Source organism: Nocardioides rotundus (assembly GCF_019931675.1).
Classification (GTDB): domain Bacteria; phylum Actinomycetota; class Actinomycetes; order Propionibacteriales; family Nocardioidaceae; genus Nocardioides; species Nocardioides rotundus.
Genome location: NZ_CP082922.1, coordinates 3,700,094 through 3,726,533 on the forward strand (window position 1 = coordinate 3,700,094; position 26,440 = coordinate 3,726,533).

Annotated in this window: 25 protein-coding genes; 13 read left to right on the forward strand and 12 right to left on the reverse strand. The window is 72.1% G+C overall.

Features of this window, described 5'->3' with window-relative positions; genetic code table 11:
• Nucleotides 1-29: 29 nt before the first annotated feature.
• The 3 genes from K8W59_RS18200 to K8W59_RS18210 all read right to left on the reverse strand — a co-directional run bounded on the left by K8W59_RS18200 (nucleotide 30) and on the right by K8W59_RS18210 (nucleotide 3,740).
• Nucleotides 30-947: a hypothetical protein gene (locus tag K8W59_RS18200; RefSeq protein ID WP_223396363.1), complete on the reverse strand. Its 918-nt coding sequence runs from the start codon at nucleotides 945-947 to the stop codon at nucleotides 30-32.
• A 364-nt stretch (nucleotides 948-1,311) separates the two neighbouring features.
• Complete coding sequence (locus K8W59_RS18205; protein WP_223396364.1) at nucleotides 1,312-2,535, reverse strand: S49 family peptidase; 1,224 nt, start codon at nucleotides 2,533-2,535, stop codon at nucleotides 1,312-1,314.
• 11 nt (nucleotides 2,536-2,546) lie between these two features.
• Nucleotides 2,547-3,740: a RimK family alpha-L-glutamate ligase gene (locus K8W59_RS18210; protein WP_223396365.1), complete on the reverse strand. Its 1,194-nt coding sequence runs from the start codon at nucleotides 3,738-3,740 to the stop codon at nucleotides 2,547-2,549.
• A 117-nt stretch (nucleotides 3,741-3,857) separates the two neighbouring features.
• Between K8W59_RS18210 and K8W59_RS18215 the strand changes: the two genes are divergently transcribed.
• From K8W59_RS18215 to K8W59_RS18230, 4 genes are all read left to right on the forward strand, one after another.
• Nucleotides 3,858-4,334 carry an ATP-dependent zinc protease family protein gene (locus K8W59_RS18215; RefSeq protein ID WP_223396366.1) on the forward strand — a complete coding sequence of 159 codons (477 nt, stop codon included), beginning with the start codon at nucleotides 3,858-3,860 and terminating at the stop codon, nucleotides 4,332-4,334.
• On the forward strand, nucleotides 4,334-5,281 hold the full coding sequence (locus K8W59_RS18220; RefSeq protein ID WP_223396367.1) for a succinylglutamate desuccinylase/aspartoacylase family protein: 948 nt from the start codon (nucleotides 4,334-4,336) through the stop codon (nucleotides 5,279-5,281). The genes K8W59_RS18215 and K8W59_RS18220 overlap by 1 nt, the downstream gene beginning before the upstream one ends.
• A gap of 2 nt (nucleotides 5,282-5,283) precedes the next feature.
• A complete protein-coding gene (locus K8W59_RS18225; protein ID WP_223396368.1) occupies nucleotides 5,284-6,036 on the forward strand; it encodes an MOSC domain-containing protein in 753 nt (250 codons plus the stop codon).
• Nucleotides 6,037-6,149: 113 nt separating this feature from the next.
• The gene (locus K8W59_RS18230; protein WP_223396369.1) at nucleotides 6,150-7,151 is read left to right on the forward strand and encodes a helix-turn-helix transcriptional regulator; all 1,002 of its coding nucleotides are present in this window, start codon (nucleotides 6,150-6,152) and stop codon (nucleotides 7,149-7,151) included.
• A gap of 171 nt (nucleotides 7,152-7,322) precedes the next feature.
• Here K8W59_RS18230 and K8W59_RS18235 read toward each other — a convergent pair whose 3' ends face one another.
• The 5 genes from K8W59_RS18235 to K8W59_RS18255 all read right to left on the reverse strand — a co-directional run bounded on the left by K8W59_RS18235 (nucleotide 7,323) and on the right by K8W59_RS18255 (nucleotide 12,283).
• The gene (locus tag K8W59_RS18235) at nucleotides 7,323-8,330 is read right to left on the reverse strand and encodes a DUF418 domain-containing protein (RefSeq protein WP_223396370.1); all 1,008 of its coding nucleotides are present in this window, start codon (nucleotides 8,328-8,330) and stop codon (nucleotides 7,323-7,325) included.
• Nucleotides 8,331-8,562: 232 nt separating this feature from the next.
• Complete coding sequence (locus K8W59_RS18240) at nucleotides 8,563-9,198, reverse strand: response regulator (protein ID WP_223396371.1); 636 nt, start codon at nucleotides 9,196-9,198, stop codon at nucleotides 8,563-8,565.
• Nucleotides 9,195-10,289 (reverse strand): sensor histidine kinase, encoded by a 1,095-nt coding sequence (locus K8W59_RS18245; protein ID WP_223396372.1) that lies wholly within the window; start codon nucleotides 10,287-10,289, stop codon nucleotides 9,195-9,197. Before K8W59_RS18245 ends, K8W59_RS18240 begins: the two co-directional genes overlap by 4 nt.
• Before the next feature lie 24 nt (nucleotides 10,290-10,313).
• Nucleotides 10,314-11,378 (reverse strand): ABC transporter permease, encoded by a 1,065-nt coding sequence (locus K8W59_RS18250; RefSeq protein ID WP_223396373.1) that lies wholly within the window; start codon nucleotides 11,376-11,378, stop codon nucleotides 10,314-10,316.
• On the reverse strand, nucleotides 11,375-12,283 hold the full coding sequence (locus tag K8W59_RS18255) for an ABC transporter ATP-binding protein (RefSeq protein WP_223396374.1): 909 nt from the start codon (nucleotides 12,281-12,283) through the stop codon (nucleotides 11,375-11,377). Before K8W59_RS18255 ends, K8W59_RS18250 begins: the two co-directional genes overlap by 4 nt.
• A gap of 67 nt (nucleotides 12,284-12,350) precedes the next feature.
• Here K8W59_RS18255 and K8W59_RS18260 point away from each other — a divergent pair, with 67 nt between their 5' ends.
• Nucleotides 12,351-13,391, forward strand: coding sequence for a DNA polymerase IV (locus K8W59_RS18260; protein WP_223396375.1), 1,041 nt, complete (start codon nucleotides 12,351-12,353; stop codon nucleotides 13,389-13,391).
• Nucleotides 13,392-13,394: 3 nt separating this feature from the next.
• Here K8W59_RS18260 and K8W59_RS18265 read toward each other — a convergent pair whose 3' ends face one another.
• Nucleotides 13,395-14,510, reverse strand: a complete 1,116-nt coding sequence (locus K8W59_RS18265) for a TDT family transporter (RefSeq protein WP_223396376.1) — start codon at nucleotides 14,508-14,510, stop codon at nucleotides 13,395-13,397.
• 85 nt (nucleotides 14,511-14,595) lie between these two features.
• Here K8W59_RS18265 and K8W59_RS18270 point away from each other — a divergent pair, with 85 nt between their 5' ends.
• The 3 genes from K8W59_RS18270 (at nucleotide 14,596) to K8W59_RS18280 (ending at nucleotide 17,391) form a co-directional block, all read left to right on the forward strand.
• Nucleotides 14,596-15,510, forward strand: a complete 915-nt coding sequence (locus K8W59_RS18270) for a LysR family transcriptional regulator (RefSeq protein ID WP_223396377.1) — start codon at nucleotides 14,596-14,598, stop codon at nucleotides 15,508-15,510.
• A gap of 101 nt (nucleotides 15,511-15,611) precedes the next feature.
• Entirely contained in the window at nucleotides 15,612-16,868 is a 1,257-nt protein-coding gene (locus tag K8W59_RS18275) for a mechanosensitive ion channel (protein WP_223396378.1), read from the forward strand.
• Between the two features lie 166 nt (nucleotides 16,869-17,034).
• Nucleotides 17,035-17,391 (forward strand): Hpt domain-containing protein, encoded by a 357-nt coding sequence (locus tag K8W59_RS18280; RefSeq protein WP_223396379.1) that lies wholly within the window; start codon nucleotides 17,035-17,037, stop codon nucleotides 17,389-17,391.
• Here the strand turns inward: K8W59_RS18280 and K8W59_RS18285 are convergent.
• Complete coding sequence (locus K8W59_RS18285; RefSeq protein ID WP_223396380.1) at nucleotides 17,376-19,466, reverse strand: hybrid sensor histidine kinase/response regulator; 2,091 nt, start codon at nucleotides 19,464-19,466, stop codon at nucleotides 17,376-17,378. The genes K8W59_RS18280 and K8W59_RS18285 overlap by 16 nt on opposite strands.
• 128 nt (nucleotides 19,467-19,594) lie before the next feature.
• On the opposite strand from K8W59_RS18285, the gene K8W59_RS18290 reads away from it, so the two are divergent.
• On the forward strand, nucleotides 19,595-20,740 hold the full coding sequence (locus K8W59_RS18290) for a CE1758 family FMN-dependent luciferase-like monooxygenase (RefSeq protein ID WP_223399903.1): 1,146 nt from the start codon (nucleotides 19,595-19,597) through the stop codon (nucleotides 20,738-20,740).
• Nucleotides 20,733-21,350, forward strand: a complete 618-nt coding sequence (locus tag K8W59_RS18295; RefSeq protein WP_223396381.1) for a CE1759 family FMN reductase — start codon at nucleotides 20,733-20,735, stop codon at nucleotides 21,348-21,350. Before K8W59_RS18290 ends, K8W59_RS18295 begins: the two co-directional genes overlap by 8 nt.
• 108 nt (nucleotides 21,351-21,458) lie before the next feature.
• Here the strand turns inward: K8W59_RS18295 and K8W59_RS18300 are convergent, their stop codons facing one another.
• Both K8W59_RS18300 and K8W59_RS18305 read right to left on the reverse strand, forming a co-directional pair.
• Nucleotides 21,459-22,469: a saccharopine dehydrogenase gene (locus K8W59_RS18300; RefSeq protein ID WP_223396382.1), complete on the reverse strand. Its 1,011-nt coding sequence runs from the start codon at nucleotides 22,467-22,469 to the stop codon at nucleotides 21,459-21,461.
• Nucleotides 22,470-22,500: 31 nt separating this feature from the next.
• Nucleotides 22,501-23,397 carry a LysR family transcriptional regulator gene (locus tag K8W59_RS18305; RefSeq protein ID WP_223396383.1) on the reverse strand — a complete coding sequence of 299 codons (897 nt, stop codon included), beginning with the start codon at nucleotides 23,395-23,397 and terminating at the stop codon, nucleotides 22,501-22,503.
• Between the two features lie 72 nt (nucleotides 23,398-23,469).
• Between K8W59_RS18305 and K8W59_RS18310 the strand changes: the two genes are divergently transcribed.
• The 3 genes from K8W59_RS18310 to K8W59_RS18320 are packed head-to-tail and all read left to right on the forward strand — an operon-like array spanning nucleotide 23,470 to nucleotide 26,427.
• On the forward strand, nucleotides 23,470-24,774 hold the full coding sequence (locus K8W59_RS18310; protein WP_223396384.1) for an EamA family transporter: 1,305 nt from the start codon (nucleotides 23,470-23,472) through the stop codon (nucleotides 24,772-24,774).
• Between the two features lie 39 nt (nucleotides 24,775-24,813).
• Nucleotides 24,814-25,893: a DNA glycosylase AlkZ-like family protein gene (locus K8W59_RS18315; RefSeq protein ID WP_223396385.1), complete on the forward strand. Its 1,080-nt coding sequence runs from the start codon at nucleotides 24,814-24,816 to the stop codon at nucleotides 25,891-25,893.
• Between the two features lie 39 nt (nucleotides 25,894-25,932).
• Nucleotides 25,933-26,427, forward strand: coding sequence for a GtrA family protein (locus K8W59_RS18320; RefSeq protein ID WP_223396387.1), 495 nt, complete (start codon nucleotides 25,933-25,935; stop codon nucleotides 26,425-26,427).
• Nucleotides 26,428-26,440: the final 13 nt, after the last annotated feature.

Below are 26,440 nucleotides of genomic sequence, written 5' to 3' on the forward strand. Positions count from 1 at the left end.
TGCGAGCCTGCAGATTTCCGGTTGGAGCACTAAATAGAGCCGAGTCGGACCGAGTGAAAGATTAGCTCCCACTGAGCGCGAAGTTTCGCTACCCACTCGGCAGGCACCCCCGAATGCTCTACAAGCACAGAGAGTTTCTCCTCAGGGCTTCTGTTGACCACGGAAAGTGTGAGTGTGGCGGAATCAACCACGAGTTGAAGGTCGGTACCGACGTCACGAAAGAGAGACCAGATGGCGTGGAACTGGTCATTGCCACTATCCGTAATATGAGTCCGAATCTCGCCATGGTCGATGTCAAGATACGGATCACTCAGAAGAGTCATCCGCTTGTTCGGATAGTCCGAATGAGCGCCCCAGTAGCCACCCCCCTGGGCCCAGGGCCATCCCATTTGGCGCGTGAGCCGGTGGAATACGTCCGCCTGCTCGCCCGGGTCGAACTCGCCCCTAAACCGCACAGTTCCCATGGATTTCGAGAATGTGTCCACCCCTTCGTACTCAACCACATCGGTGATGATGGCGCGGGCAGCGTGCTGAGCCCGCTCTCGAATCCCGTCTTCCTTCTGTAAAGTTTCACGGGTTGGAGCGTCATCCCACAAAAGCAGAGATGGCTGCGGCACAGATGGCCATATCTGAACCAGGAGTCGTTCCGCTGCCGGCGCGTCCAAACCGGCCGATAGTGCGTTCTCGAGAGCAGCAGCGCGCGTGCGACCGCCAACCAGCAGGCGAATACGGTAGTCCCCAGGTTTGGCTGTCACCGACAACGACTCGCCTTCCACCAGTTCTTCGACTGCCAAACCGATGACACTGTGAACGCTAAACTCAAGCGCTCCATCCCAATCATGATTGACAGGGACGATTGGTGTCGAGTCTGACTTTTGAACTTGTACGTCAACCTTCGAGTACTGCCTTGCGAAAAGGATCCAGAGTTCGCCGAGGTCTCTCGGCATTTCTGCAAAAGAGTTGTTGGGTAGGGGTAAGCAACGTTCAGCGTTGATTTATGGGGATCGCGCAGCGCCAAGGCGCACGCGTCGCTTTGTAGAACTGCTGAGTTGGGCTGAGTTTCGGACACGGTCTCCCTACTGTCTCCGGTTTTCCGCTTGCCGGTGCCGAACATATCGTTCGACACTCGTACCACTTGGCGATGACGGCGATGCGATAAGCCGCTGCAAGCGGTGGCTTTGACTTGGTCTTCGGGCCGCTCGGGCTCAGCGTGAGCGGTGGAGTCGGCCATATTGCCACAGCCCGGCACCTTGTGTGCGCCCCCATTGGACAATCATCTGCTGCAAGGGAGGACTCCGCCGAAGGAATCGGTCAGCGGCAGAGGTTGGCGACCTGCACGTGCACCGCCATCACCGCCGCACCTCCGGCGCACACCTCGCTGCGCCGGATCGCCGCGGCCGCCCGGTCCAGCTGCGCCTGCGTCGGCTCGGCGTCGGAGCGGGCCGAGGTCAGCGACTCCAGGAAGCCCAGCGGGGCGGGGGCGACGATCCGCGTGTCATCGGGGTCGCCGCCGGCGATCTCGGCCGCGCGACGGAAGGCCTCGTCGGCCCCGCGCTCGGTGTCGATCAGCCCGTTGTCGATCGCCTGCCGCGGGGAGTAGATGTAGGCACCGATGTCGTTGCGGATGACCCGCTCCGGGATCCCGCGGCCGTCGGAGACGTGGTTGACGAAGGCGTCGTACTCATCGTCCATCCCTGCGCTGATCACCCGCCGCTCCTCCGGCGTGATGGCCCGCCAGGGGTTGCCGAAGTCCTTGCCCTTGCCCTTGGTGAAGTACTCCTGCGTGATCCCGCCATCGGTGGTCACACCGCCGCCGAGCAGGCCGCCCTCGATCGCGGTGACATCGCGGTAGCGCTGCAGCGGGCCGAGGATCACGCCGATGCTGCCGATCATCGTGCCGTGGTCGGCGATCACCTGGTCGGCGCCGGCCATGGCATACATCCCGCCCGAGGCGGACATGCCGCGGACGAACGCGACCACCGGCTGCCCGGTGCGGTTCTGGTAGCGCGTGACCGCGTCGGCGATCGCCCTGCTGCCGGTGATGGTGCCGCCAGGGGTGTCCATGGAGAGGAGTACGGCGTCCGCGTCGCCCTTGTCCATCGCGTCGAGCTGCTCGGCCACGTCGTAGCCGTAGGTGCCGAGCCCGAAGAGCCCGACGCCGCCGCTGCCGGAGTCGGTGAGGATCGGGCCGGTCACCGCGATCTCCCGGATCGTGGTGCTGGCGTCCTCGGGACCCCACACCGTCTCCAGCGGCGTGCCCTCGCTCGTCGAAGGCGCGCTGGTCACGGTGCTGCCGATCAGTGCCAGCAGGCCGGCGAGCAGGGCGAAGCCGACGACGCCCACGATCATCGCGATCAGCCCGGCGCCCAGGGCCGCGCCGGCGCCGAGGCCGAAACCGCGCTTGAAGCCGCCCGGGGGCTGCGGGGGCGCGGGCGGGCCGGCCGGGACCGGCGTCCGCGGCGGCGGGTAGGCCGGCGGAGGAGCCTGGGCGGCCGGCGCCTGCGGCGGCGGGGCGTCGTCGGGCGTGCGGTCCATGTCGGTGCTCCTCAGTCCTCGCCGTGGATCGGCTGCTTGGGCAGCTTCTTCACCCGGTGCCGTCGCTTGCGCCGGGTCGGGATCATCCCACGCATCTCCTCCAGCTTGCCGAAGCAGAGCAACCGGTCGTCGGCCTGCAGGGTGTGGCTGTTGCGCGGGTTCGGGATCACCCGCGAGCCGCGGTTGAGGGTGAGGACGGTGATGTCCCGCTCCCCCAGCCCGGACTCGCCGATGGTCTTCCCGACGATGTCGGCGTCGCCGTGGACGAGCAGCTCGGCCACGCCGTACCCCGTCGACACCGAGAGCCGCTGCCGCACGTCGATCTGCGGGAAGGCCACCTGGTTGTCGATGTAGTCGATGATCGCGCCGGCCACGTCCAGCTTGGTGGCCGTCTCGATCCCCTCCAGACCGGGCGAGGAGTTGACCTCCATCACCAGCGGCCCGTCCCTGCCCTCGAGCATGTCGACGCCCGCGACCTTGAGGCCCATGATCTGCGCGGCGCGCACAGCCGTGGACTCGAACTCCTCGTCCAGCTCGACCCGCTCGACCGACCCGCCGCGGTGCACGTTGGAGCGGAACTCGTCCCCCTTGGCGACCCGGCGCATCGCGGCGACGACCCGGTCGCCGACGACGAGCGCCCGGATGTCGCGGCCCTTGGACTCCTTGACGAACCGCTGGATCAGCACCTGCTGCTTGGTCGACTGCAGCGTCTCGATGATCGCCTCCGCGACCTTGATGTCTGGGGCCAGGATGACGCCGATGCCCTGGGTGCCCTCGAGCAGCTTGATCACCACCGGCGCCCCGCCGACCATCTCGATCGCCGGGATCACGTCGGCGCGGTCGCGGACGAACGCCGTGGCGGGCATGCCGATGCTGTGCCGGGACAGGATCTGCGTGGCGCGCAGCTTGTCGCGGGAGTTGGTGATGCCGTACGCCGGGTTCGGGGTGTAGACGTCCATCTGCTCGAACTGCCGGACGACCGCCGTGCCGAAGTAGGTGATGGAGTTCCCGATCCGCGGCAGGATCGCGTCGTAGTCGCTCAGCGGCTTGCCCCGGAACTGCAGGTCAGGCTCGTCGCCGGACAGGTCGATGCTGAACCGCAGGGTGTTGAGCACCTTGACGTCGTGGCCGCGGTCGAGCGCGGCGGTGCGCAGCCGCTGGGTGCTGTAGGAGCGCGGCGCGCGGGAGAGGATGGCGAGCTTCATTCGTCACGACCTGATGGATCGGCGGCGGCGGACAGCGCCCCATACAAGCACAGCGGTACGGCGCCTCCGGCAGTCGCCCACGACCCCGCCGCCGGCCACCTGACAAGATGACCCGCGATGAGCACCGACCACGTCTCGCCCACCGTCGCCGGCTGGCGGGAGTGGGTCTCGCTGCCGGGCTGCGACGTCCCGTGGATCAAGGCCAAGCTGGACACCGGGGCCCGCTCGTCGGCGATCCACGCCTTCGACCTCACCGAGCTCGAGCGGGACGGCGAGCTGTGGGTGCGGTTCTCCATCCATCCGTGGCAGCGCACCGACGACGACGTCGCGGTGGTCACCTGCCCGGTGGTCGACCGGCGCGAGGTGCGCAGCTCCAACGGGCAGACCGAGGAGCGCTACGCGGTGCGGATGGACGTGACGCTGGTCGGGCGCACGATCACCACCGAGATGACCCTGAGCAACCGGGACGAGATGGGCTTCCGGATGCTCATCGGCCGCGAGGCGCTCGCGCAGGGGTTCCTCGTGGACTCGGCGCGCTCCTATGCCGGCGGCCGGCCGCGACGCGCCGTACGCCGGAAGAACTGGGGCAAGTGATGCCGCGCGAGTCCTTCCCGATGGGCTCGGTCCGCATCCGGCCCGGGACGGTCCGCAACCTGGAGCTGCCGATCACCAAGCTGGTCACCGGCGCCGACGTGAGCCTGCCGGTGCGCGTCGTGCACGGGCGCGAGGACGGCCCGACGGTCTGGGTGGACGCCGCGATCCACGGCGACGAGGTCAACGGCGTCGAGGTGATCCGGCAGATGATGGCCGGCCTGGACCCCAAGACGTTCCGCGGCACGCTGATCGCCGTACCCGTGGTCAACGTGCTCGGCTTCATGAACGGCGACCGCTACCTGCCCGACCGGCGCGACCTCAACCGGTCCTTCCCCGGGTCGGGGCGGGGCTCGCTGGCCAGCCGGATCGCGCACCTGTTCATGACCGAGGTGGTGGACAAGTGCGAGGTCGGGATCGACCTGCACACCGGTGCCGACCGGCGCAGCAACCTGCCGCAGATCCGGGCGGACCTCGACGACCGCCGCACCCACGAGCTGGCCGAGCGCTTCGGGGCGCCGGTGATGCTGCACGCGAAGATCCGCGACGGCTCGCTGCGGCACGCGGCCCGCGAGCGCGGGGCGACCGTGCTGCTCTACGAGGCCGGGGAGAACCTGCGGTTCGACGACTACGCCGTGGACGCCGGTGTCGTGGGAGTACGTCGCGTCCTGGCGGCGCTCGGCATGGTCGAGGACGACCCCGGGCCGGCCGACCCGCCCAGCCGCGAGTGCCGGCAGAGCTCGTGGGTCCGCGCCCGGCGCACCGGGATCCTCCGGCTGGACGCGCACCTGGGCCAGGAGGTCGCCGACGGCGAGCGCCTGGGCAGCCTGGTCGACTCCTTCGGCAAGACCCTGCGTGCGGTCTACGCCAACCGCAGCGGCGTGGTCATCGGCCGCAACGAGGCGCCGCTGGTGAACTCCGGCGACGCCATCGTGCACATAGCCTGGTGAGCATGCGCGTCGAGACGGTGGGATACGCCGCGGTCAAGGGCACCCGGCACCTGACCCGCGACCGGGTCGAGCTGACCGGGGCCGGCGTGGTCGGCGACCGGCGGTGGTGCTTCGTCGACGTGGCCGCCGGGCAGGTGCTGCGCACCGTGCAGAACCCCGCGCTGGTCACCGTCGAGGTGCGGGTCGACGGGGACGTGCTGACCCTCTCCGCGCCGGGGCTGCCCACCGCGTCGGGGGTCCCGGAGCCGACCGGGGAGACCGTCGCGTGCGACTACTGGGGGCGGTCGGTCCCGGTCGCGCTGCTCGACGGGCCGCACAGCGACCTCGGCGCGCGGCTGCTCGACCGGCCGGTCCGGCTGGCCGAGGCGCCGCCGGGCGAGGTCGTCTACGCCGGCGCGGTGAGTGTCGTCGCCGTCGAGTCGCTGACGGCGCTGGGTGACCGGCTCGGGGTGGCGGTCGACGGACAGCGGTTCCGGCCCAGCCTGGTGCTGCGGACCGGCGAGGCGGCCTTCGCCGAGGAGGAGTGGGTGGGCCGCGACCTCGCCGTGGGCGATGCCGTGGTCAGGTTGAGGCGCCGTACTCCTCGATGCGCGGTGACCGCGCTCGACCCCGCCACGGGCGAGCGCGACCTGCCGATGCTCACGGCGCTGGCCGAGCGCCCGCTCACCGAGAGCCGGGAGCCGGGCTTCGGGCTGGACGGCGACGTGCTCCGGCCCGGCGTCGTGCGCCCCGGCGATGGTGTGACCTGGGGCTGAGGACTCCCGATCCGCCCGAGACCGGCGTATCGTCGGGTGGATGGGAACTGACAGTCACGAAGGGGTCAGCCGGGTGCGCTGAGACCCCCGTCTCAGGACGGCGGGTGCACGGCATGGCGACGACTCCGCAATCTGCAGGCCAGGACGGGCCGTGGCACGTCTTGTTGGACACTGCTGACCTCGAGTTCGCCCGGGACGTCGTGGCGCGGGCCTACGCCCCGCACGGGATCGTGCTGCACGGCTCCCCGGAGAAGTTCCGGGTGCACCAGGCGTCGCTGGAGCGGGACGGCATGGCGGTGGACCTGTTGACCTACGGCAGCGACTCCGACGTGGTGCCCTTCGAGCCGCTCGGCGCGGTCTACTGCATCATGCACGCCGCGGAGGGACGGCTGGACGTGATGGCGGGCTCCCGCGAGGTGATGGTCGGCCCCGGCGACTCCGCCGCGATCGACCCGGACACGCTGTTCCGGATGCACTGGTACGACGACCTCCTGGTCCGCAACGTCCGGGTGAGCCGCGAGCTCGTGGAGCGGCGCTGGGCGGCACTGACCGGCAACGCCGCCGCGGAGCCGCCGCCGCTGCAGGTCTCGCCGCCGGCGGACCGCGCGGCCGCACAGCGCTGGCAGAAGTGCGTGGCCTTCCTCGAGCAGTCCCTGGCCGAGCCCGGGCTGCGGGACGTGAGCGACCTGTGGTGGTCGCGCCTGGAGGAGTACGTCGTCCACACCCTGATGACCACCCACGCGCCGACCGCCGAGCCGAGCGTCTCCGGGTTGCGGCCGGCGGCCGTGAGTCGTGCGCTGCAGCACATCCACGACCACGCCGGCGATGCTCTGGTGCTCGAGGACCTCGGCGAGGCCGCCGGGGTCAGCCGACGCTCCCTGCAGCGTGCCTTCCAGCAGCACCTCGGCACGACGCCGATCGCCTACCTCACCCAGGTGCGGCTGGAGCGGGCGCGGGCGGATCTGCTCGACGCCGAGCCCGGGGAGACCACCGTCACCGACGTCGCCAACCGATGGGGCTTCGCGCACCACGGTCGCTTCGCCCGGCAGTTCCGCGAGCGGTTCGGCGAGCTGCCCTCCGAGGCGCTCCGAGCGACCCGGGCCGCTGGGAACTGACTCTTGTCGCGGCCCGGGTGCCCGGAGGCCACCCGGCGGGACAGACCCGCCTGGCAGGAGGAGGCGGATCAGGAGGGGCAATCTTCCCCGCCGGGTGGGGAGGTGCAACTTCAACTTCGCTCTCCACGATGCGCCTCGACCGGCCATCCGACCAGCCGATCCGCGACAGCCTCAGCCGCTCTGCGACACCAGCGCCGGAGCGGGGTCGCTCGCGGTCGCGGGGCGGGGGCTCCGGTCGATCCCGGCCCAGGTCACCCAGCGCCAGACCCGCTCCAGCGGCCCCTGACCCAGGTAGGTGAGCCACAGGCGGCTCAGCCCCCACTGCACGACCAGGATCGCCGCGCAGGCACCCAGCATCCGCAGCAGGCCGTCGCTGGTGCCGTCGATGCCGAAGCGGTCGGCGAACGGCTTCAGCGCGAGCAGGATCAGGGTCGCGCCGACGTAGTTGGTGAGCGCCAGCCGGCCGAAGGGCTCGAGGACGGCGCGGGTGACCGCCCGCAACGGCGAGGCCATCGCCGCGACCAGCAGGCCGGCGTACGCCGTCGCCATCAGCAGGCCCGCCCCGGCCGAGAGCGGGCTGAAGCCGTGGATCTCCGGGCGGTCGGCCAGGTAGCCGACGAGGGGCGCGGCGGCCAGGCCGGCACCGGCGGCCACCAGGAGCGGGATCCACGGGCGGTGCGCGTCGAGGCGGCGGACCAGTCCGGCGCGGGCGGCGGTGTAGCCCAGCAGCACCAGCCCCGGCACCAGGAACGTCCCGCCGTCGAAGACGACGCCGGTGACGGTGAGGGCCGCGCCGGCGACCCCGACCGCCCAGGTGGGCAGCCAGGTCGAGGGGAGGAGCACCAGCAGCCCGGCGAGGGCGTAGGGCAGCAGCGCCTCACCCGGCTGCAGCAGCTGGTGGCCGGCGCCGAGCAGGAGCAGGAAGCCCAGCCGCTGGGCGAGCACCCGGCGGAACGGGAGGCCGCTTTCGGCGGCGCCGAGGGCGATGATCCCGAAGCTGATGCCGAACATCAGCGAGAACAGCGGGAAGAAGCGTTCGTGCACGGTCAGGGCCAGGAGCTCGCGCATCGGGTTGTCCCCGGGCGGGGCGTCGAGGTCGAGCACGGTGGGCGCGTTGGCGGCCAGGATGCCGCACAGGGCGAGGCCGCGGAGGGAGTCGAGGGTGGCGATGCGAGTCATGGGTCCAGGCTCCGCCGTACGGCGGCTCCCCGGCATCGGCCACCCGGCCGGTTCTCCGCGACTCCCCTCCCCCCAACGGCCGAGTCGGCGCCAATTCACCCCCAGTCGGCGCTACTTCACCCCGAGCCGGCGCTACTTCACCTCGAGTCGGCGTTAATTGACGCCGACTCGGCGTCAACAAGCGCCGACTCGGCATTGTGGGAGCTCTTGGAGGGGGTGAGGGCTCCGGGGGTCAGGGGAGGAGGCCGGACTCCCAGAGGCGGGCGGCGATCTCGACCCGGTTGCGGGCGCCGAGGCGGGACTGGATCGAGCCGAGGTGGGACTTCACGGTCCCGAGAGAGATGAACAGCTCGCCGGCGATCTCGGCGTTGGTCCGGCCGCGGGCGACCAGCCGGGCAACGTCGAGCTCCCGCTCGGTCAGCTCGGCGACGCCGGGTACGTCGGGCCGGGACGATCCGGCGGAGCGGGTCCGCTCGAGCAGGGCGACGGTGAGCTCCGGGGAGATCAGCGCGTCGCCCTCGGCGGCGGCGCGGACCCCCGAGACGAGCAGGTCGGGCCCGGAGTCCTTGAGCAGGAAGCCGGAGGCGCCGTCGGCCAGCGCGCGGTCGACGTACTCGTCGTGATCGAAGGTCGTCACGATCACGACCCGGGTCAGGCCGGAGACCAGGCGGAGCGCCTCCAGCCCGTCCAGCCGCGGCATCCGGATGTCGAGGAGCGCCACGTCCGGGCACTCCCGCCGGATCGCCTCCACCGCCTCGACGCCGTCACGGCACTGCGCGACCACCTCGATGTCGCCGGCCCGCTCGAGGATCATCGCGAACCCCATCCGGACCATCTCCTGGTCGTCGGCCAGCACCACCCGGATCATCGGCTCACCTCCGCGGGAACGCGCGCCTCGACCACCCAGGCGTCCGCACCGTCCGGGCCCGCCTCCAGCGTCCCGCCGACCAGCGCGAGCCGCTCGCGGACGCCGACCAGGCCGTAGCCGCTCCCGCCGCCCACCCCGCCGGAGCCGGCGGCGTCGTTCCACACCCGCAGCCGGATCTCGTCGCCGACCCGACCGAGGGTCACCTCGACCCGCCGGGCCGCGGTGCTGTGCCGGCGCAGGTTCGTCAACGCCTCGGCCGCCACCCGCTGCAGGGCCGCGTCGACGGCCGGCGCGAGCTCGACGTCCTCCACCTCGGTGGTCATCTGCGCGGTGGAGTCGCCGGCGAAGTCCTCGGCCAGGCGGCGGATCGACGCCGTGCCGCGAGCCGTCGGCCGCAGGGCCGCGTCGCCCGTCTCCTCACGCAGCGCCTGCACCATGGCGCGAATCTGCTCGAGCGCCTGCTGACCGGACTGCTCGATCCGCCGCAGTGCGTCGCGCGTGGTCGGCTCGTCCGCGACGGCCCCCGTCGCCTGCGCGAGCACCACGATCCCGGTGACCTCGTGCGCGACCAGGTCGTGCAGCTCACGCGCCATCGACGTCCGCTCCTCGGTCACCACCGCGCGCCGGAGTACGGCGGCGTTGGCGCGCTGGCTGCGCACCAGCAGGCCGATCCCGATCGACGTGCTCAACGCGGTCGCCATCGCGAGCGGCAGCAGGCCCTCCACTCCGTACCCCGTCGCGAACGGCGCCAGCACCCCCACCACAGCCACGACCGCCACGAGCGCGAGGTCCCGCCGGCTCACCGCGACGGCCGCGAGCACCCCGGCGAGGACCACGGCGGCCCAGCCCAGGCTGCTCAGCCACGTGCCCTGCCAGGCCACGACGCCCTGGACGGCGGCCGCGCCGAGGAGGACGCCGGCCGTCACCGCGGCGGACGGGCGGCGGGTCGCCGTACGCAACGCGAGGGCCACCACCGCGGCAGCCGCGGCGACGCCCACCACCCACACGAGCCACCGCGGGTCCGCGACCAGGTCGAGCAGCGCCGCGAGCAGCAGCGGCCCGACCATCACGACCGGGAGCAGACGACGCATGGCGTCAGGCTACGGCGCGCGGGCTCAGTCCTCCCAGCGGAACAGCTTCGCGGAGATCACCGTGAACACGAGCGCGAAGCCGAGCAGGACGGCGATGGGTACGACGAGCGCCGAGGGCCCCTCGCCGCGGACCATCACGTCCAGCATCCCGTTGTTGAGCTGCCCCAACGGGAGCAACCGCGCGACGCCCTGCATCCAGCCGGGCGCCTGCTCCAGCGGGATGAAGGACCCGGAGAGGAACGCCATCGGCAGGATGATCACGTTGGCCAGCCCGGAGGCGCCCTCGGCGGTCTTGCTGACCGCGCCCGCGACCATGCCGATCGCCATGAAGGCCAGCGTCCCGACCAGGATCAACGGGATGCACAGCCACCACCAGCCGCTGAGCTGCAGCCCGAAGACGGTCACCCCGAGGAGCAGGAAGATCGCGGTCTGCAGCAGCGCCACCGACAGGCAGACCACGGTCCGTGAGCCCACGAGCGCACTCGTGCGGACCGGCGTGAGCCGCAGCCGCCGGAGCAGCTTGTTGGTGCGCCAGGTGACCAGCGGCATGGCGGTGTTGAAGACCCCGCCCATCGCGACCGCCCAGCCGAGCAGGCCGGGTGCGAGGAACTGGATCGGCTTGAGCGACTGGTCCTCGACCTGCTCGGCCGCCAGGGTGAAGGCGGGCGGCGTCTGGGAGATCGCCTGGTTCGCGCCGTTGACGAAGCCCTCCAGCGTGCCCCGGACGGTCGCCGCGACGACCTGGTCGGCGGCGGAGTAGTGCAGCACGAGGCGGTCGCCCTGCTGCACGAGCGCGCCGTCCATGTCGCCGGTGCGGACCTGGTCGATCGCGGCCTGCTCGGAGCTGAACTCCGTGGTCTCGAAGAGGTCGTCGAACTGGGCACGCGCCGGTGCCGGCAGCTGCTGGACGAACTCCACGTCCCCGACCAGGGCCAGGTCGGTCTCGCTCGCTCCCGCGTCGCGGAACAGGAAGCCGAAGAGGAACAGGAACATGAGGGGGAACGCGAGCAGCCAGAACCAGTTCTGCTTGTCCCGCCAGAAGCCCCTCCACTGCGCGCGCGTGAGCGCGGCGACGTCGCGGCCGCTCATGCGCGGTACTCCCGCCCGGTCAGCTCGAGGAACACGTCCTCCAGCGTCGGACTGGTCACCTGCAGGCCGGAGAGTGCGTCCCGCTCGGCCAACCGGCTCAGCACCGGCCCCGGATCATGGGTGCTCATCGCCAACGTGCCCTCATCCACCGAGGCCGACTCCACCCCCGGGATCGCCGAGGCCTCGGCGACCGGCAGCGAGGCCTGCTCGTCCACCAGGATCCGCTGGGCCTTGCCGAGGCCGGCGATCAGGGCGCGTGGCGTGTCGACGGTGAGGATCGTGCCGTGGTCGATGATCGCGATCTGGTCGCACAGCAGCTCGGCCTCGTCCATGTAGTGCGTGGTGAGGACGACCGTGTGCCCGCGCGCGTTGATCGACCGGAGCACGTCCCACAGGTTCCGCCGGGCCTGCGGGTCCAGCGCCGCGGTGGGCTCGTCGAGGAAGATCACCTCGGGGTCGTGCACCAGCGCGCAGGCCAGCGAGAGCCGCTGCTTCTGCCCGCCGGAGAGGTCCTCGGTGCGGGTACGGCGCTTCTCCTCCAGCCCGACGAGCGCGATCATCTCCTCGACCCGCTCCCGGCCGACGCCGTACAGGTCGGCGAACGTGCGCAGCTGCTCCTCCACCCCCAGGCGCTCGAAGAACGCGGAGGCCTGGAGCTGGACGCCGATCCGCGGCAACAGGTCGGGGTTGCGCGGCCAGACCGGCATCCCCAGCACCTCCGCCTCGCCCGCATCCGGGCGGCGGATCCCCTCGATCATCTCCAGCGTGGTCGTCTTGCCGGCGCCGTTGGGGCCAAGGATGCCGAAGAACGTTCCTGCCTCGACGGTGAGGTCGACTCCGTCGACCGCCGTCACGTCCCCGTATCTCTTGACCAACCCCCGTGCCGCGATCGTCGTCGTGGCCATGGGCCGGAGGCTAGCGGAGACCGGCCGGCTCCACCCCGGGGGGTGCCCAGGGGGCGATGATGGGCGCATGACCCGCTGGGTGCTGCACGTCGACATGGACCAGTTCCTGGTCGCGGTCGAGCGGCTGCGGCGCCCCGAGCTGGTCGGCCGGCCGGTCGTGGTCGGCGGACGCGGCGACCCCACCGAACGGGCCGTGGTCTCCACGGCGTCCTACGAGGCGCGGGAGTACGGCGTCCGCTCCGGGCTGCCGCTGCGGGTCGCCGTACGCAAGTGCCCCGGCGCCGTCTTCCTGCCGGTCGACTTCCCCGTCTACGAGGACGCCTCGGCGCGGGTGATGGAGACCCTCAAGGCGCGGCCGGGCGCCGTCGTGGAGGTGCTCGGCTGGGACGAGGCGTTCGTCGGCGTGGAGACCGACGACCCCGACGCGGTCGCGCGGGAGATCCAAGGGGCCGTGCTCGCGGCGACCGGGCTGCACTGCTCGATCGGCATCGGCGACACCTTGGTCCGCGCCAAGACCGCCACCGACTTCGGCAAGCCGCGCGGGGTCTACCGACTGACCCGAGACAGCTGGCTGGAGGTCATGGGCGCGCGCCCGACGACCGCGCTGTGGGGCGTCGGCAAGCGGATCGCCACCCGCCTGGCGAGCCTGGGGATCGACACCGTCGAGCAGCTCGCGAACTCCCCCGACGAGCCGCTGGTCGCGGAGTTCGGGCCCGCCAACGGGCCGCACCTGGCCCGGCTGGGCCGTGGCGGCGGTCGCGCGTGGCCCGACGACACCCCGTGGGTGGCGCGGGCGCACGGCCGGGAGACGACCTTCCAGACCGACCTGGTCGGGGAGGCGGAGGTCGCCGAGGCACTGACGGCGCTCGCCGAGCGGGTGGTGGCCGACCTGCGCGCCGAGGGGCGGCCGGCCCAGCGGGTCTTCCTCAAGGTGCGCTTCGTGCCGTTCTTCACCGTGACCCGCGGCCGCAAGCTCGCCGAGCCGACGTACGACGTCGCGACCGTCGCCGCCACCGCGCTCGACCTCTATCGCGCCCTCGCCGACGACCGGCCGGTGCGGCTGCTGGGGATCCGCGGGGAGATGGTGCCGCCGGACGGCGGCTACTGACGGTCAGGCCAGCAGCCGTCCGGTGACGAAGGTGCCGTGCACGCTGCGCGTGGCCGCCTGCGCCCACCCCACGAGCAGCCCGAGGAAGTAGGCCACCGCGAGCACCGCGAAGACGGTCAGCGACGTCTCCCGCCACAGCACGCTCCGCCCCGTGACACAGGTTCCGACGGGGAAGGTGAAGGACCACCAGGTGAGGGCGAACGGCAGACCCGCCCGCACGCTGCGCAGGGTGACCAGCAGCGCCACCGCGGTCCACAGCACCGCGAAGCCGAGCGTGACGACGCCGTAGACGACCCCGACGCCGGCGAACAGCTGCGCCAGCCCCGGCGCGACGGCCTGGTCCGCGACCCCGCCGAGGGTGCCGGCCGCGGTGATGGACTGGCCCAGCGGACCGAGGACGATCCACAGCGTCGGCACCATCGGCTGCGGCCCGGCACCGTCGCGCATCAGCGCGCCCCAGACCTGGGTGATGATGACGACCGACGCGAACAGGCTGAGCCCGAACATCGACCAGCTCAGCAGGAACAGGGTGGTGCGCAGCTCACCCGCGGGCAGGTGGGGCACGAGCAGCCCGCCGCCGGTCGCCGACACCATCGGGGGCACGACCGGCATCAGCCAGCCGGCGAACGGGACCCGGTCCGCGCGCGGCTCGGTGAAGCACAGGTACGGCACCGCGACGGCGGTGACCAGCCCGCCCACGGTGCCGGCCACCCACAGCACCCCCGCGACGGCCACGGCCGGGCCGGTGCCGACCAGGTCGGGGCCCAGCAGCAGCATCCCGAAGGCCACGGTGAGCACCGCCATCGGGGGCGCGCCGTAGAAGTGCGCCACGACCGGGTGCCGGTGGTGCGCCCGCGCGCGCTCCCGGTGCTGGAGCCAGTGGCCGGCGGTGGCCGCGGTGACGACCACCAGCATCAGGGTGGCCAGCAGCCAGACGGCGGTCGCGACCATCCGCTGGCCCGGGACCTGCGCCGGGAGGCCGAGCAGGGAGGTGGCGAGGATCCCGGTGCCCATCACCGAGGCGAACCAGTTCGGGGGGATGTTCGCCAGCCGGGCCCACCGGACCGGGGCGGACCCCGAGCCGGAGGTCCCGGGCTCGGTCCGGTCGTAGCTCTTCACCGGACCAGCGTCCGCCCTGCGCGGGCCGGCGGGAAGGGTCACTTGCCTGTCCCGTCACAAGGCTCGCTTGTGACAAGATGACGCGGTGCCCCTGACCGACCACATGCCCGACCTCGCGACGCTGGAGGTGCTCGAGGCGATCAGCGCCCGCGGTAGCATCGGGGCGGCGGCGGCCGACGTCGGGATCTCCCAGCAGGCGGTCTCCCAGCGGATCCAGGCCGCCGAGCGATTGGTCGGCGTCCCGCTCGTGGTCCGCGGCCGTACCGGCTCGCGGCTGACCCGGGAGGGCGAGCTGGTGCTCGAGTGGTCCCAGCCGGTGCTCGACGGCGCGCGCCGGCTGCGCAGCAGTCTGGCCACCCTCGCCGACACCGGGGCCGGGCCCCTGCGGGTCGCGGCCAGCCAGACCATCTCGGAGTATCTGCTGCCCGGCTGGCTGCATCGGTACGGCGAGCTCGGCGGCGACCCGGTCGCCCTGAGCTCGGGCAACAGCGAGCAGGTGCTGGAACGGCTCGCGGACGGCCGAGCCGACCTGGGGCTGGTGGAGACCCCCGAGCTGCCCTCTCGGGTCAACCGGTCCACCGTCGGGACGGACCGGCTCGTGGTGGTCGTCGGGAGCAGCCACCCCTGGGCCGACCGCAGCGACCCGGTGACCGCCGCCGACCTGGCGGCCACCCCGCTGCTCCTGCGCGAGAGCGGCTCGGGGACCCTGGAGACCCTGACCACGGCGCTGGCCGCCGCCGGGCTGCACCCGGCCGACCCGGCGGCCGAGCTCGCGACGAACAGCGCCATCCGGGCCGCCGTACGCACCGGCCTGGCCCCCTCGGTGCTCAGCGAGCTCGCCGTCGCCGACGACCTGGCCACCGGGGCGCTGCTGCGGGTGCCCACCTCGGGGCTGCGGCTCGGCCGCCCGCTCACCGCCCTCTGGCGCGGACGGCTCCGCGGGTCGGCGCGGCGACTGCTCGACGTCGCGTCGTCCGGCCGGCGTCACCCGGAGGGGTGAAGCGACACACGGGGGCTCAAACGACGCCAAATATCGGGATGTGACCCAGTTAGCATCGTCGTACCCCCCGACTGCTAGGAGCAGTGATGAACAGCGATTTCATGAACGGTATCGATTGGTCATCGATCCTGGAGAAGGCGGCGTACGCCATCATCGTCCTTCTCATCACCTGGATCCTTGCCAAGGTGGTGAAGTGGCTCTTCACCAAGCTGACCGGGCGCATCTCCGCCCTCCGCCACGCCGGATCCAACGGCGAGACCCTGGGCGAGTCCCTGGGCACCATGGCCTCGTTGGTGGTCTGGCTGCTGGGCCTGATCGCCATCCTCCAGGTCTTCGGGCTGAGCCAGGTGCTCACGCCGATCCAGACGATGCTGAACAAGCTGCTGGAGTTCCTCCCGAACATCATCGGCGCCGCCGTCGTCTTCTTCGTCGGCTTCCTGCTCGCCAAGATCGTGCGCGAGCTGCTCCAGCGCGTGCTCGAGACGCTGCCGTTGGAGCGGTGGTTCCGCTCCGCCGGCGCCCGCGCCTCGCGTGAGACCGGTACGGCGACCGCCGCCTCCGCCGCCTCCGGCTCGAGCGAGACCACCTCGACCGAGAGCCGCGCCGAGGGCTCGACCCTCACCACGACCGTCGCGACCACGGTGGCGACCGTCGCCTACGCGCTGATCCTGATCGTGGTGGCGATCGCCTCCCTGCAGATCCTCGGCATCGAGGCGATCTCGCGGCCGGCCGAGCAGATGCTCACCGCGATCTTCGACGCGATCCCGAACATCATCGCGGCCGGCCTGCTGCTGGCGCTGGGCGTGCTCATCGCCAACTTCGTCGGCGACATCCTCACCACCCTGCTCGACGGGCTCGGCCTGGACCGGGCGCTCAACCAGGTGGACGCCCTGCCGGAGGGCCGCAGCGCCTCGCCGATCATCGCCAAGGTCGCGCAGATCGGCATCGTGCTGTTCTTCGCGGTGATGGCGGCGCAGCTGCTCGGCTTCCCGCAGATCACCCGGTTCCTCTCCGAGGTGCTGGCCCTGGGCGGCAAGGTGATCTTCGGTGCGGCGATCATCGCGGTCGGCTTCTTCGTGGCCAACCTGCTGGCCCGGATGATGGGCGACTCCGGCACCGGCGCGACGGTGGTCAAGTACGCCACCCTGGTGCTGTTCGTCGCGATGGGCCTGTCCTACATGGGCATCGCCGACTCGATCATCGAGCTGGCCTTCGGCGCCCTGGTCGTCGGCGGTGCCGCGGCCGCGGCCCTGGCCTTCGGCCTCGGTGGCCGCGACGCCGCCGCGCGCCAGCTGGAGTCGCTGTCACGTCGCCGCGGCTCCTCCGGCGACGGGCAGACGAGCCGGCCCTCGGTCTGAGCCCGAGCACCCTCACATCGACTCTCCCGTCCCCGGGTACCGGGGGCGGGAGAGCTCATGTTCGGGCCGCGGCGCCGGCGGGCCGCGGCACCGGCTGACAACGAACCGGCCCTTCGCTGCGTCTACTGTGAGTGGGGTATGTCCTCCCTCTCCCAAGGAGCCTGGTGTGACGACTGACGGTGACGGCCTCGATCGCGGACGCCTCGACGAGCTCAAGTCCCTCGACGCCTCCGGCGCCATGCTGCGGAACGTGATCGCGACCTTCGATGCCACGACCGGCCAGCTGCTCGGCGACCTGGAGTCCCAGCTCGACAGCGGACAGGACGACCCGGCGCGCGAGACCGCCCACACGCTGGCCGGACGGGCCCTGATGATCGGCGCCACGGCGGCCGGCGAGTCCGCGCGGTCGCTGGAGCACTGCCTGGTCGCCGGAGACCCTGCGGGGGCGCGCACCCGGTGGCCCGACGTCCAGCAGGCATTCGCCCGGGCCCGGGAGTCCCTGGCGGCCTACGTCGCCGACTGACCCTCGACCCGCGCCAGCCAACGATCGAGCGCCGCCCTGAGCTGTTCGGGAGCCACCGGCTTGCTGACGAAGTCGTCCATGCCCGCATCCGCGCAGCGCAGCCGGTCCTCCTCCAAGATGCTGGCCGACACCGCGATGATCGGCACGTGGCGCAGACCCTCCTCGCGGGTCCGCCACTCCCGCGCGGCATCGAAGCCGTTCGTGCCGGGCATGTGACAGTCCATCAGTACGGCGTCCCAGCGCTCGCCGTACAACCCGAGCGCGGCCTCGGCGGAGCCGACCGGCACCGCCTCGTGACCGAAGCTCTCGACCATGCCCGCGGAGACCATCTGGCTGATCACGTCGTCGTCGACGACGAGGACCCGGGCGGGCACCCGGGGGCTCTCGTGTGCCTCCTGCGGCGTCGGCTCGCGGGTCGTCGGCTCCTCGAGCCGATCCATCGGGATGACCACCCGGAACCGGCTGCCCGCCCCGGGGCTGCTGATCACCTCCAGCTGCCCGCCCATCAGCCGGACCAGCTGGTGGCTGATGAACAGTCCCAGTCCGGAGCCGCCGTACCGCCGCGTCGTGGAGGAGTCCGCCTGCACGAAGGGGTCGAAGATCCGGGTCATCTCCTCCTCGCCGATGCCGATCCCGGTGTCCGCGACCTCGAAGGTCGCCTCGACCCGGCCGTCCGGCAGCGGCTCGGCCGTGGCCGTCAGCGTGATGGTGCCCCTGGTGGTGAACTTCACCGCATTGCCGGCGAGGTTGACCAGGATCTGCCGCAGCCGCCGCGGGTCCCCGACGAGCGGCATGTGCGCCGACTCCGCCACGCTCACCCGGACCGCGAGCCCCTTCTCCCCCGCCGTCGCCTCGACCACGCCGGCGGTCTCGGCGATCAGCTCCGCCGGGACGAGCGGCAGCCGCTCCAGGGTGAGGCCGCCGACCTCGGCGCGCGAGGAGTCCAAGACGTCGTCGATCAGCGACAGCAGCACGCCGCTGGCCTGGCGCACCCCTTCGGCGTACTGCCGCTGCTGCGGATCCAAGGGCGTGTCCAGCAACAGCTTGGTCAGCCCGATGACACCGTTCATCGGCGTGCGGATCTCGTGACTCATCGTGGCCAGGAAGGACGCCTTGGCTCGGCCCGCGACCAGGGCGTCGTCGCGGGCGTGGGCGAGCTCGCGGTTGCTGCGGTCCAGCAGCCGGAGCAGGCGGCTCATGCGGAGATAGGCCAGGAGCAGCAGGAAGGACATGGCGAGCACCACCGGCCACGGGTCGACGTGCCGCCCGGCCAGTTGCGTGAGGGCGAGCAGGAGCGGTGGGATCACCATCGGCGCGCCGCTGATCAGCAGGGTGGTCCCGACCGAGGGATGCGAGGGGGTGGGGCGCGGTGTCTGCGGGTCGAACTGGGGCAGGCTGTAGAGCGCCATCGTCGCCGCCCCGAGCATGAACCCGATGTCCCCGACGATGACCGCGACCGGCCCCATGCCGAAGATCAACACGACCAGGTCGCCGACCAGCCACAGGCTGATCCCCACCTCGAACGCGCTGTGCCGCCACCACCGCGGACCGCGCACGAGGAGGGCCCGGAGCGCGAGGGCCAGCACGATCGAGGACGCGATGGGGTACGCGGCGATGGCCAGCGGCCGGTAGGCGGTCTGGGTCGCCGTGAAGCTCTGCGCGTGCAGGGTGTAGACGACCAGCACGGAGACGGCGAGCACGGTGAGGGTGTCGAGGGCCCCTTCCACACGGCCCTCGTGGTGGGTCTCCCGGTCGAGCACCCGCCACATGGCCAACGCCAGGGGCAGGTAGGACAGCAGCCAGAGCACCTCGGCGATCCGCACCAGGACGCTCGGGCCCCCGGCCCAGGCGAGCACGCTCAGGATGTCGGCGACCGCGCTGACCGAGAGTCCGACGGCGATCAGGCCGGCGACGAGCCGGGAGCCACGAGGGCGGAGCATCGTGCCGACGACGGCCAGGAGGGCGGCGCCGACGGTGACGATCAGGTAGGGCACCCAGCCGAAGGTGTCCCCCGCGAAGAGCCGGGCGACCGATGAGCCGCCGAACGCCAGGCCCAGTCCTGCTGTTGCCCTCATCAGGCCCTCCTCCCCGCGATAGTAGGGCGCGAGGGACCGCGGCGTCAGCCCCGGAATAGTTGAATCCTTAACTATGTTTGGTCGGCATGACTCAGCACGAGAACCTTGGGACCATGAGCGACAACCCGATCCAGCTCGGCATCTTCTCCGTCGGCGACGTGACGACCGATCCCACGAACGGACGGACGCCCACCGAGCACGAGCGGATCAAGAACACCGTCGAGATCGCGAAGAAGGCCGACGAGATCGGCCTGGACGTCTTCGCCACCGGTGAGCACCACAACCCGCCGTTCGCTGCTCCGGCGAACCCCCCGGTGCTGCTGGCCCACCTGGCGGCACTGACCGAGCGGCTGATCCTCACCACCTCCACCACCCTGATCACGACCAACGACCCGGTCCGGATCGCGGAGGACTACGACTACCTCCAGCACCTGGCCGACGGCCGGATGGACATCATGCTCGGCCGCGGCAACACCGGCCCGGTGTATCCGTGGTTCGGCGAGGACATCCGCCAGGCGATCCCGCTGACGGTGGAGAAGTACGCCCTGCTCCGCAAGCTGTGGTCTGAGGACGTCGTGGACTGGGAGGGCGAGTTCCGCAGCCCGCTGCACGGCTTCACCCTCACGCCGCAGCCCCTGGACGGTGTACCCCCCTTCGTCTGGCACGGCTCCATCCGCACCCCGGAGATCGCCGAGCTGGCCGCGTTCTACGGCGACGGATTCTTCTCCAACCACATCTTCTGGCCGGCCTCGCACACCGCGCGGATGGTGCAGCTCTACCGCCGCCGGTTCGCGCACTACGGCCACGGCACCGAGAAGCAGGCGATCGTCGGCCTGGGCGGCCAGATCTTCATGCGGAAGAACAGCCAGGACGCGGTCAACGAGTTCCGGCCCTACTTCGACAACGCCCCGGTCTATGGCCACGGCCCGTCGCTGGAGGACTTCAGCGCGGCCACGCCACTCACCGTGGGCTCGCCGCAGCAGGTGCTGGAGCGGACCCTGTCGTTCCGGGAGTACGTCGGCGACTACCAGCGCCAGCTCTTCCTGATCGACCACGCCGGCCTGCCGCTGAAGACGGTGCTGGAGCAGCTGGACCTGCTCGGCGAGATCCTTCCCGACCTGCGGGCCGGCTTCGCCGAGGGCCGCGACCCCGAGGCAGCGGCCGCCCCGACGCACGCGAGCATGGTGGAGGCGGCCCGGAAGAAGGCCGAGGCCGCCGACGAGTCCGAGGTGCTGGCCGGTGCCGGCTCCTCCGGAGAGGAGAGCAATGACTGACCTGGTGATCGTCAGCGGAGGGCTGCGCGAGCCGTCCTCCACCCGGCTGCTGGCCGACCGGCTGGCCGCCGCCACCACCCGGGCGCTGGCCGAGGAGGGCCGCGATGCCTCCACCACCGTGGTGGAGCTGCGGCCCCTGGCCCGCGACATCGCCGACGCGATGACCGCCGGCTTCGCGCCGGAGCGGCTGGAGGAGGCCTTCGAGACCGTCGGCTCGGCCGACGGGGTGATCGCGGTGACGCCCGCGTTCAACGCCTCCTTCGGCGGGCTCTTCAAGAGCTTCTTCGACGTGCTGCCGGAGGAGACCCTGCACGACATGCCGGTGCTGATCGGCGCGACCGGCGGGACCGACCGGCACTCGCTGGTGCTGGAGCACGCGCTGCGGCCGATGTTCTCCTACCTGCACGCGATCGTCTCGCCGACGGCCGTCTACGCCTCGACCGACGACTTCGGCGGCTCCGGCGACGGGGAGGCGCTCAACCGGCGGGTCGCCCGGGCGGCGTCCGACTACGCCCGGCTGCTCACCTCGTGCGGGCGCCGTATTCGTCCCGACGCCTTCACCGAGGAGCTGGACTCGATGACCGCGCTTCTCAACTCCGGGCGCGGCTGAGCCTCCCGCTCGTCCGGGGGGCTCCGGGCGCTGCCCGGGGCCGGGACGCAGCCCGACCGTGAAGCCGGTGAGTCATCTGATGGCTCACCGGCTTCACGGTCCCCCGGGTCAGCGGGTGTGGCGGCGGAACTCCTCGACCGCGGTGACCCAGGCGCCCGAGCGGGCGTCGAGGTCGGCGATCAGCGGGGTGAGCTCGGCGGAGAAGGACTCGCTCGCCTCGCGCGGGAGCAGCGAGGGCAGGTTGTCGATCGCGATCACGTCCAGCGGCGGGTCGTCGGCGACGCGACGGACCGGCTCGTCCCAGGAGGTCACCGCGGAGTTCACCGGGATCAGGTTGAGGTCGGAGGTGACGTCGTTGGTGACGTCGGAGACCACGCGCAGCCGGCGCTCGGCGGCCAGATCCTGGTCGCGGACGAACGGCTCGGCGGGGACCCGGGTGACCACGCAGTTGACGAGCACGTCGTGGGCGAGCAGCGCGTCGTGGTCCAGGTTGCGGGTGTCGTTGACGTCCCACCCGGTCACCTCGGCGCCGGCCACCTCCAGCGCCTCCACCGCGCCCCGGCCGCTGCGGCCGCGGAAGCCGGTGACCAGGGCCCGGACGGGCGAGGCGTCGGCCGCGAGCACGCCGTCGAGCGTGGGCTTGTCGGTCGGCGTCACCGGCGCCTCCAGCGAGCCCCGGGCGGCGAGCACCGCGAGCGCAGCGCCCATGTAGCCGGCCCAGCGGCCGAACGCCACGACCCGGCGGCCCTCGAGGGTGAGGTACTCCACGTCCAGCAGCTGGCCCCCGCCCCGGGCGAAGCGGTCGAGCAGCTCCTCCGCCCCGTCCTGCCCCTTGAAGGCGTGGGCGAAGTAGATGTGGACGTGCCGCAGCTCGGCGGGCTCGTCGGGCAGCTCCTTGATCCCGACGACGTAGGCGTCCTCGGGCGCGTCCACCCAGGAGCCGGCGGGAGCGGTGGCGCACCCGGCGGCGACGTACTCCTCGATCCCGAAGACCCGGTACGGCGACTCCTCGACCGTGACGCTCACCCCGTCGGCCACCAGGCGGGCGGCGTCCGCGGGGACGATCGGCGTGCGCTGCTCGGTCGGCCGCGCCTCCGCGCGGATCCACAGATGGGTCATGCCGCGCAGGCTATCGACCGGCAGGCCTCGGTCACGAGTCCAGCGCGGCGCCAGCCTCCGCCAACGCGTCGAGGACCGTCGCCACCGAGAGCCGGGCGGCGCGGTCCGCCCGCGCCAGAGCCACGACCGCCCGGTCGGCGCGCACCCCCGTCAGCGGCCGCAGCACCAGTCCGCGGCGGGGCCGCGTGGTGAAGCGCGGCAGCAGGGAGAGCCCCTCCCCGGCGACCACCAGCGCCTCGTTCAGCCGGTTGTCGCGCAGCCGCTGCACCCGCTCGAGCGGCTCCCCGATCAGCTGCTCCACCACCACCAGGATCGAGTCGAACGGGTAGCCCACCGGCACGCCCAGCCACCGGGTGCCCACCAGGTCCGCGGGTCGCAGCCGCTCCTTGCGGGCCAGCGGGTGGCGCGCCGGCAACGCGACGTCGATCGGCTCACGCGCCAGCACCCGCGTGACCAGCCCCTCCGCGCCGACGGGCACGTCGCTGGTGAGGCTGTGCCCGATCACCACGTCCGCGTCCAGCGTGCGAGCGGCGTAGTCTGCCTCGGCCAGGTCGAAGTCCTCGACCTCGAGCGTGATGCGAGTACGGCGGAGCGCGCGCACCAAGCCCGGCAGCAGCGCCTCCCCCGCACTCGGCAGGCTGCCGATCCGCACCACCCCGACCGGCTCGCCGCGCAGCTCGTCCAGCCGGGCGCGCACGCCGGCCAGGGTCGCGCCGACCTCGTCGGCCGCGCCCGCGAGCAGCTCGCCCTCCGGCGTGAGCCGCAGCCCGCGCCCGTCCCGGACGACGAGCGGGACGCCCAGCTCCCGCTCGGCGGTGCGCAGCTGCTGGGAGAGGGCGGACGGGGTGCGGTGGGTCGCCTCCGCGACGGCGGCCAGGGTGCGCCGTACCGACAGCTCGCGCAGCAGCTCCAGATGGCGCACGTCCATGTAGGCAGCCTAAAGGTTGACTGCAGAACATTTCGCTGGTGCTTCACCTCTGATGCGCTCAGGCTGGAGGGCATGCCCACCCGTCACGTCCTCCTCGCCGTGGGCGTCGCCGTCCTCTGGGGCCTGAACTTCCTGGCCATCCACGCCTCCCTGGAGCAGTTCCCGCCCCTGCTCCTGGCCGGTCTCCGCTTCCTGGTGATCGCGGTGCCGACCGTGCTGTTCGTGCCGCGGCCCGACGTGGAGCTCCGGTGGCTGGTCGGCTACGGGCTCGGGTTCGGCACGCTGCAGTTCCTCGGGCTCTACCTCGGCATGGCGGCCGGTTTCCCCACCGGGCTCGCCTCGCTCGTGCTGCAGTCCTCCGCCCCGTTCACCGTGATCCTGGGGATGGTGCTGCTGGGCGAGCGGCTGAGCGCGCGACGGGCCGCGGGGGTGCTCGTCGCGGTGCTGGGCCTGGCGCTGGTGGGCGTCTCCCGCGCGACCACCGCGGAGTGGTGGCCGTTCGCCCTGGTCGTCCTGGGCGGCTTCGGCTGGGCGCTGGGCAACCTGGCCAGCCGGCAGGCCAGGGCCCCCCGGCCGCTGCACCTGACGCTGTGGATGTCGGTGGTGCCGCCGCTGCCGATGTTCGCGCTGTCCTGGTGGCTGGAGGGGCCGGAGCGGATCGGGCGGGCCTTCGCCACCTCGCTCACCGTCGAGGCGGTCCCGGCCTGGCTGGGGCTCGCCTACACCGTCGTCCTCGGCACCGTGGTCGGCTCGGGGATCTGGGTCTGGCTGATGTCGCGCCACCCCGCCGGGATGGTGGCGCCGTTCTCGATGCTGGTGCCGGTCACCGGGATGCTCGCAGCCTGGCTGGCCCTGGACGAGACGCCGTCCCCGCTGGAGCTCGCCGGCGGCGTGCTCGTGGTCGGCGGGGTGCTGTGGGCGAGCCTGCCCGGGCCGCGCCGTACTCCTCCCGCGGGGAGCCCCTCCGCGCACGGTGCCGACCGGGGGGTGTGGCGACGGCTTGACCGGCTCGTGTTGGCTGGAGGCATGAAGAAGCTCGCTGCTGTTGCCCTGACCGCCGCCCTCACCCTGGGCGCCACCGCCTGCTCGGAGGCGCAGGAAGCCGCCGACCAGGCGAGCGACGCCGCCTCGAAGGCCAGCGACGCCGCGTCCAAGGCCGGCGACCAGGCATCCGACGCCGCCGACCAGGCCCGCCAGGCGGCCCGCGACGTCAACTGGGACAAGTACCCCCGCGAGCTGCGCGACCGGGTGCAGAAGATGGCCGACAAGGCAGACTGCAAGGGCCTCAACGGGGTGCTCGACAACCTGGACCCCGGCAAGGACGGCGCGGCGATCACCTGGGTGCGCGCCCAGCTGAAGCAGGCCGGCTGCGCCTGACGCCTCGACAGGCCGGCCGGTCCGCGTGAGGATCGGCGGGTGCATCGGCTCACCCCGCAGGACGCCCGGCGGATCGCCGTACGCGCCCAGCTCCTGGCCCGGCCGCGGCCCGCGGGGCTGGACGAGACGGTCCGGCACCTGACCCTGCTGCAGCACGACCCCACGACGGCGGTGGCGCCGAGCGCCGACCTGGTGGCGTGGAGTCGCCTGGGGTCGTCGTACACCCTCGGCGACGTCGAGCAGGCCTGGGCCACGGGCCGCCTCGTCGAGCTCGACCAGATGCTCCGCCCGGCCGAGGACATCGCGCTGGTCACCGCCGAGATGGCCGCCTGGCCGACCCCCGACGTGCCGGACGAGGTCGTCCGCTGGCTGGACGCCAACGACGACTGCCGCGGGGAGATCCTCGACCGGCTCCATGACGAGGGCCCGCTGCCCTCGGCCGAGCTGCCGGACTCGATCGCGGTCCCGTGGCGCTCCAGCGGGTGGAACAACGACCGCTCGGTCCGGATGCTGCTGGGCCTCATGGTGGCCCGCGGCGAGGTGGCCGTGGCCGGCCGCGAGGGGCGGACGACGATGTGGGACCTGGCCGAGCGGGTCTACCCCGACCTGCCGCCGGTGCCGCTGGAGGAGGCACGCCGGCTCCGCTCCGAGCGCCGCCTGACCGCGTTGGGGATAGCCCGCCCGAGGTCCGCCAAGACGCCCAACGATCCGGACCACGTGGGCGAGGTCGGCGAGGAGGCCGTCGTCGAGGGCGTGCGCGGACGATGGCGCGTCGACCCGGCGTACCTCCACGACGACTCCGCGGGTCGGGTCGCCCTCCTCTCCCCGCTCGACCGGCTGGTCTTCGACCGTCGGCGGATGGCGGAGCTGTGGGGCTTCGACTACCAGCTGGAGATGTACAAGCCGAAGGCGAAGCGCCGCTTCGGCTACTGGGCGATGCCGGTGCTGGACGGCGAGGAGCTGGCCGGGAAGGTCGACGCGACCGCCGAGCGCGACCGCGGCGTGCTCCGGCTCGACGCGGTGCACGAGGACGGCGCGTGGACGCAGGCCCGGAGGCGGGCGGTCGACGAGGAGCTGGAGGAGCTGGCGGGCTTCCTCGGGCTGGTCCTGGAGCGCTAGGTCAACTGGCGTTCACCCGCCCCTGTCATGGTGGAGGGCATGGCGGCGACGGGGACGCAGGCGCGCTCACGCACCGACTCCTTCCACCAGGGGTTCAGCGCCTTCGTGCACCGGCTGCACGCCGCGCTCCCGACGCCGGTGCGCAGCCGCGTCCCCATCACCTTCGTCGCGTTCGCGCTCATCAACGGGTTCACTTTCTCCGTCGACCTGACCCTGCTGGCGGTGCTCTACGACGGCCTCGGGGTGTGGAACCCGGTCGCGGTGACGACGGGGTACGCCGTCGCGTTCGGGCTCGCCTTCTGGCTCAACCGCTGGCTCAACTTCGACGTGCACGGCGACGTGGGACGACAGGCGGCGCGCTATGTGCCGGTCCTGGCCGTCAACTACGTCGGGATCATCCTGGCGGTGGGATCGGGGCTGACCTTCCTCGGCGTGCCGTTCTGGGTGGCCCGGCTGCTCGCCGGGGCGCTGGAGGCGGTGTGGATGTACTCCGCGCTCCGCTGGTTCGTCTTCCGGGGGCGGGCGCGCGCCTGAGGCGACCCGATAG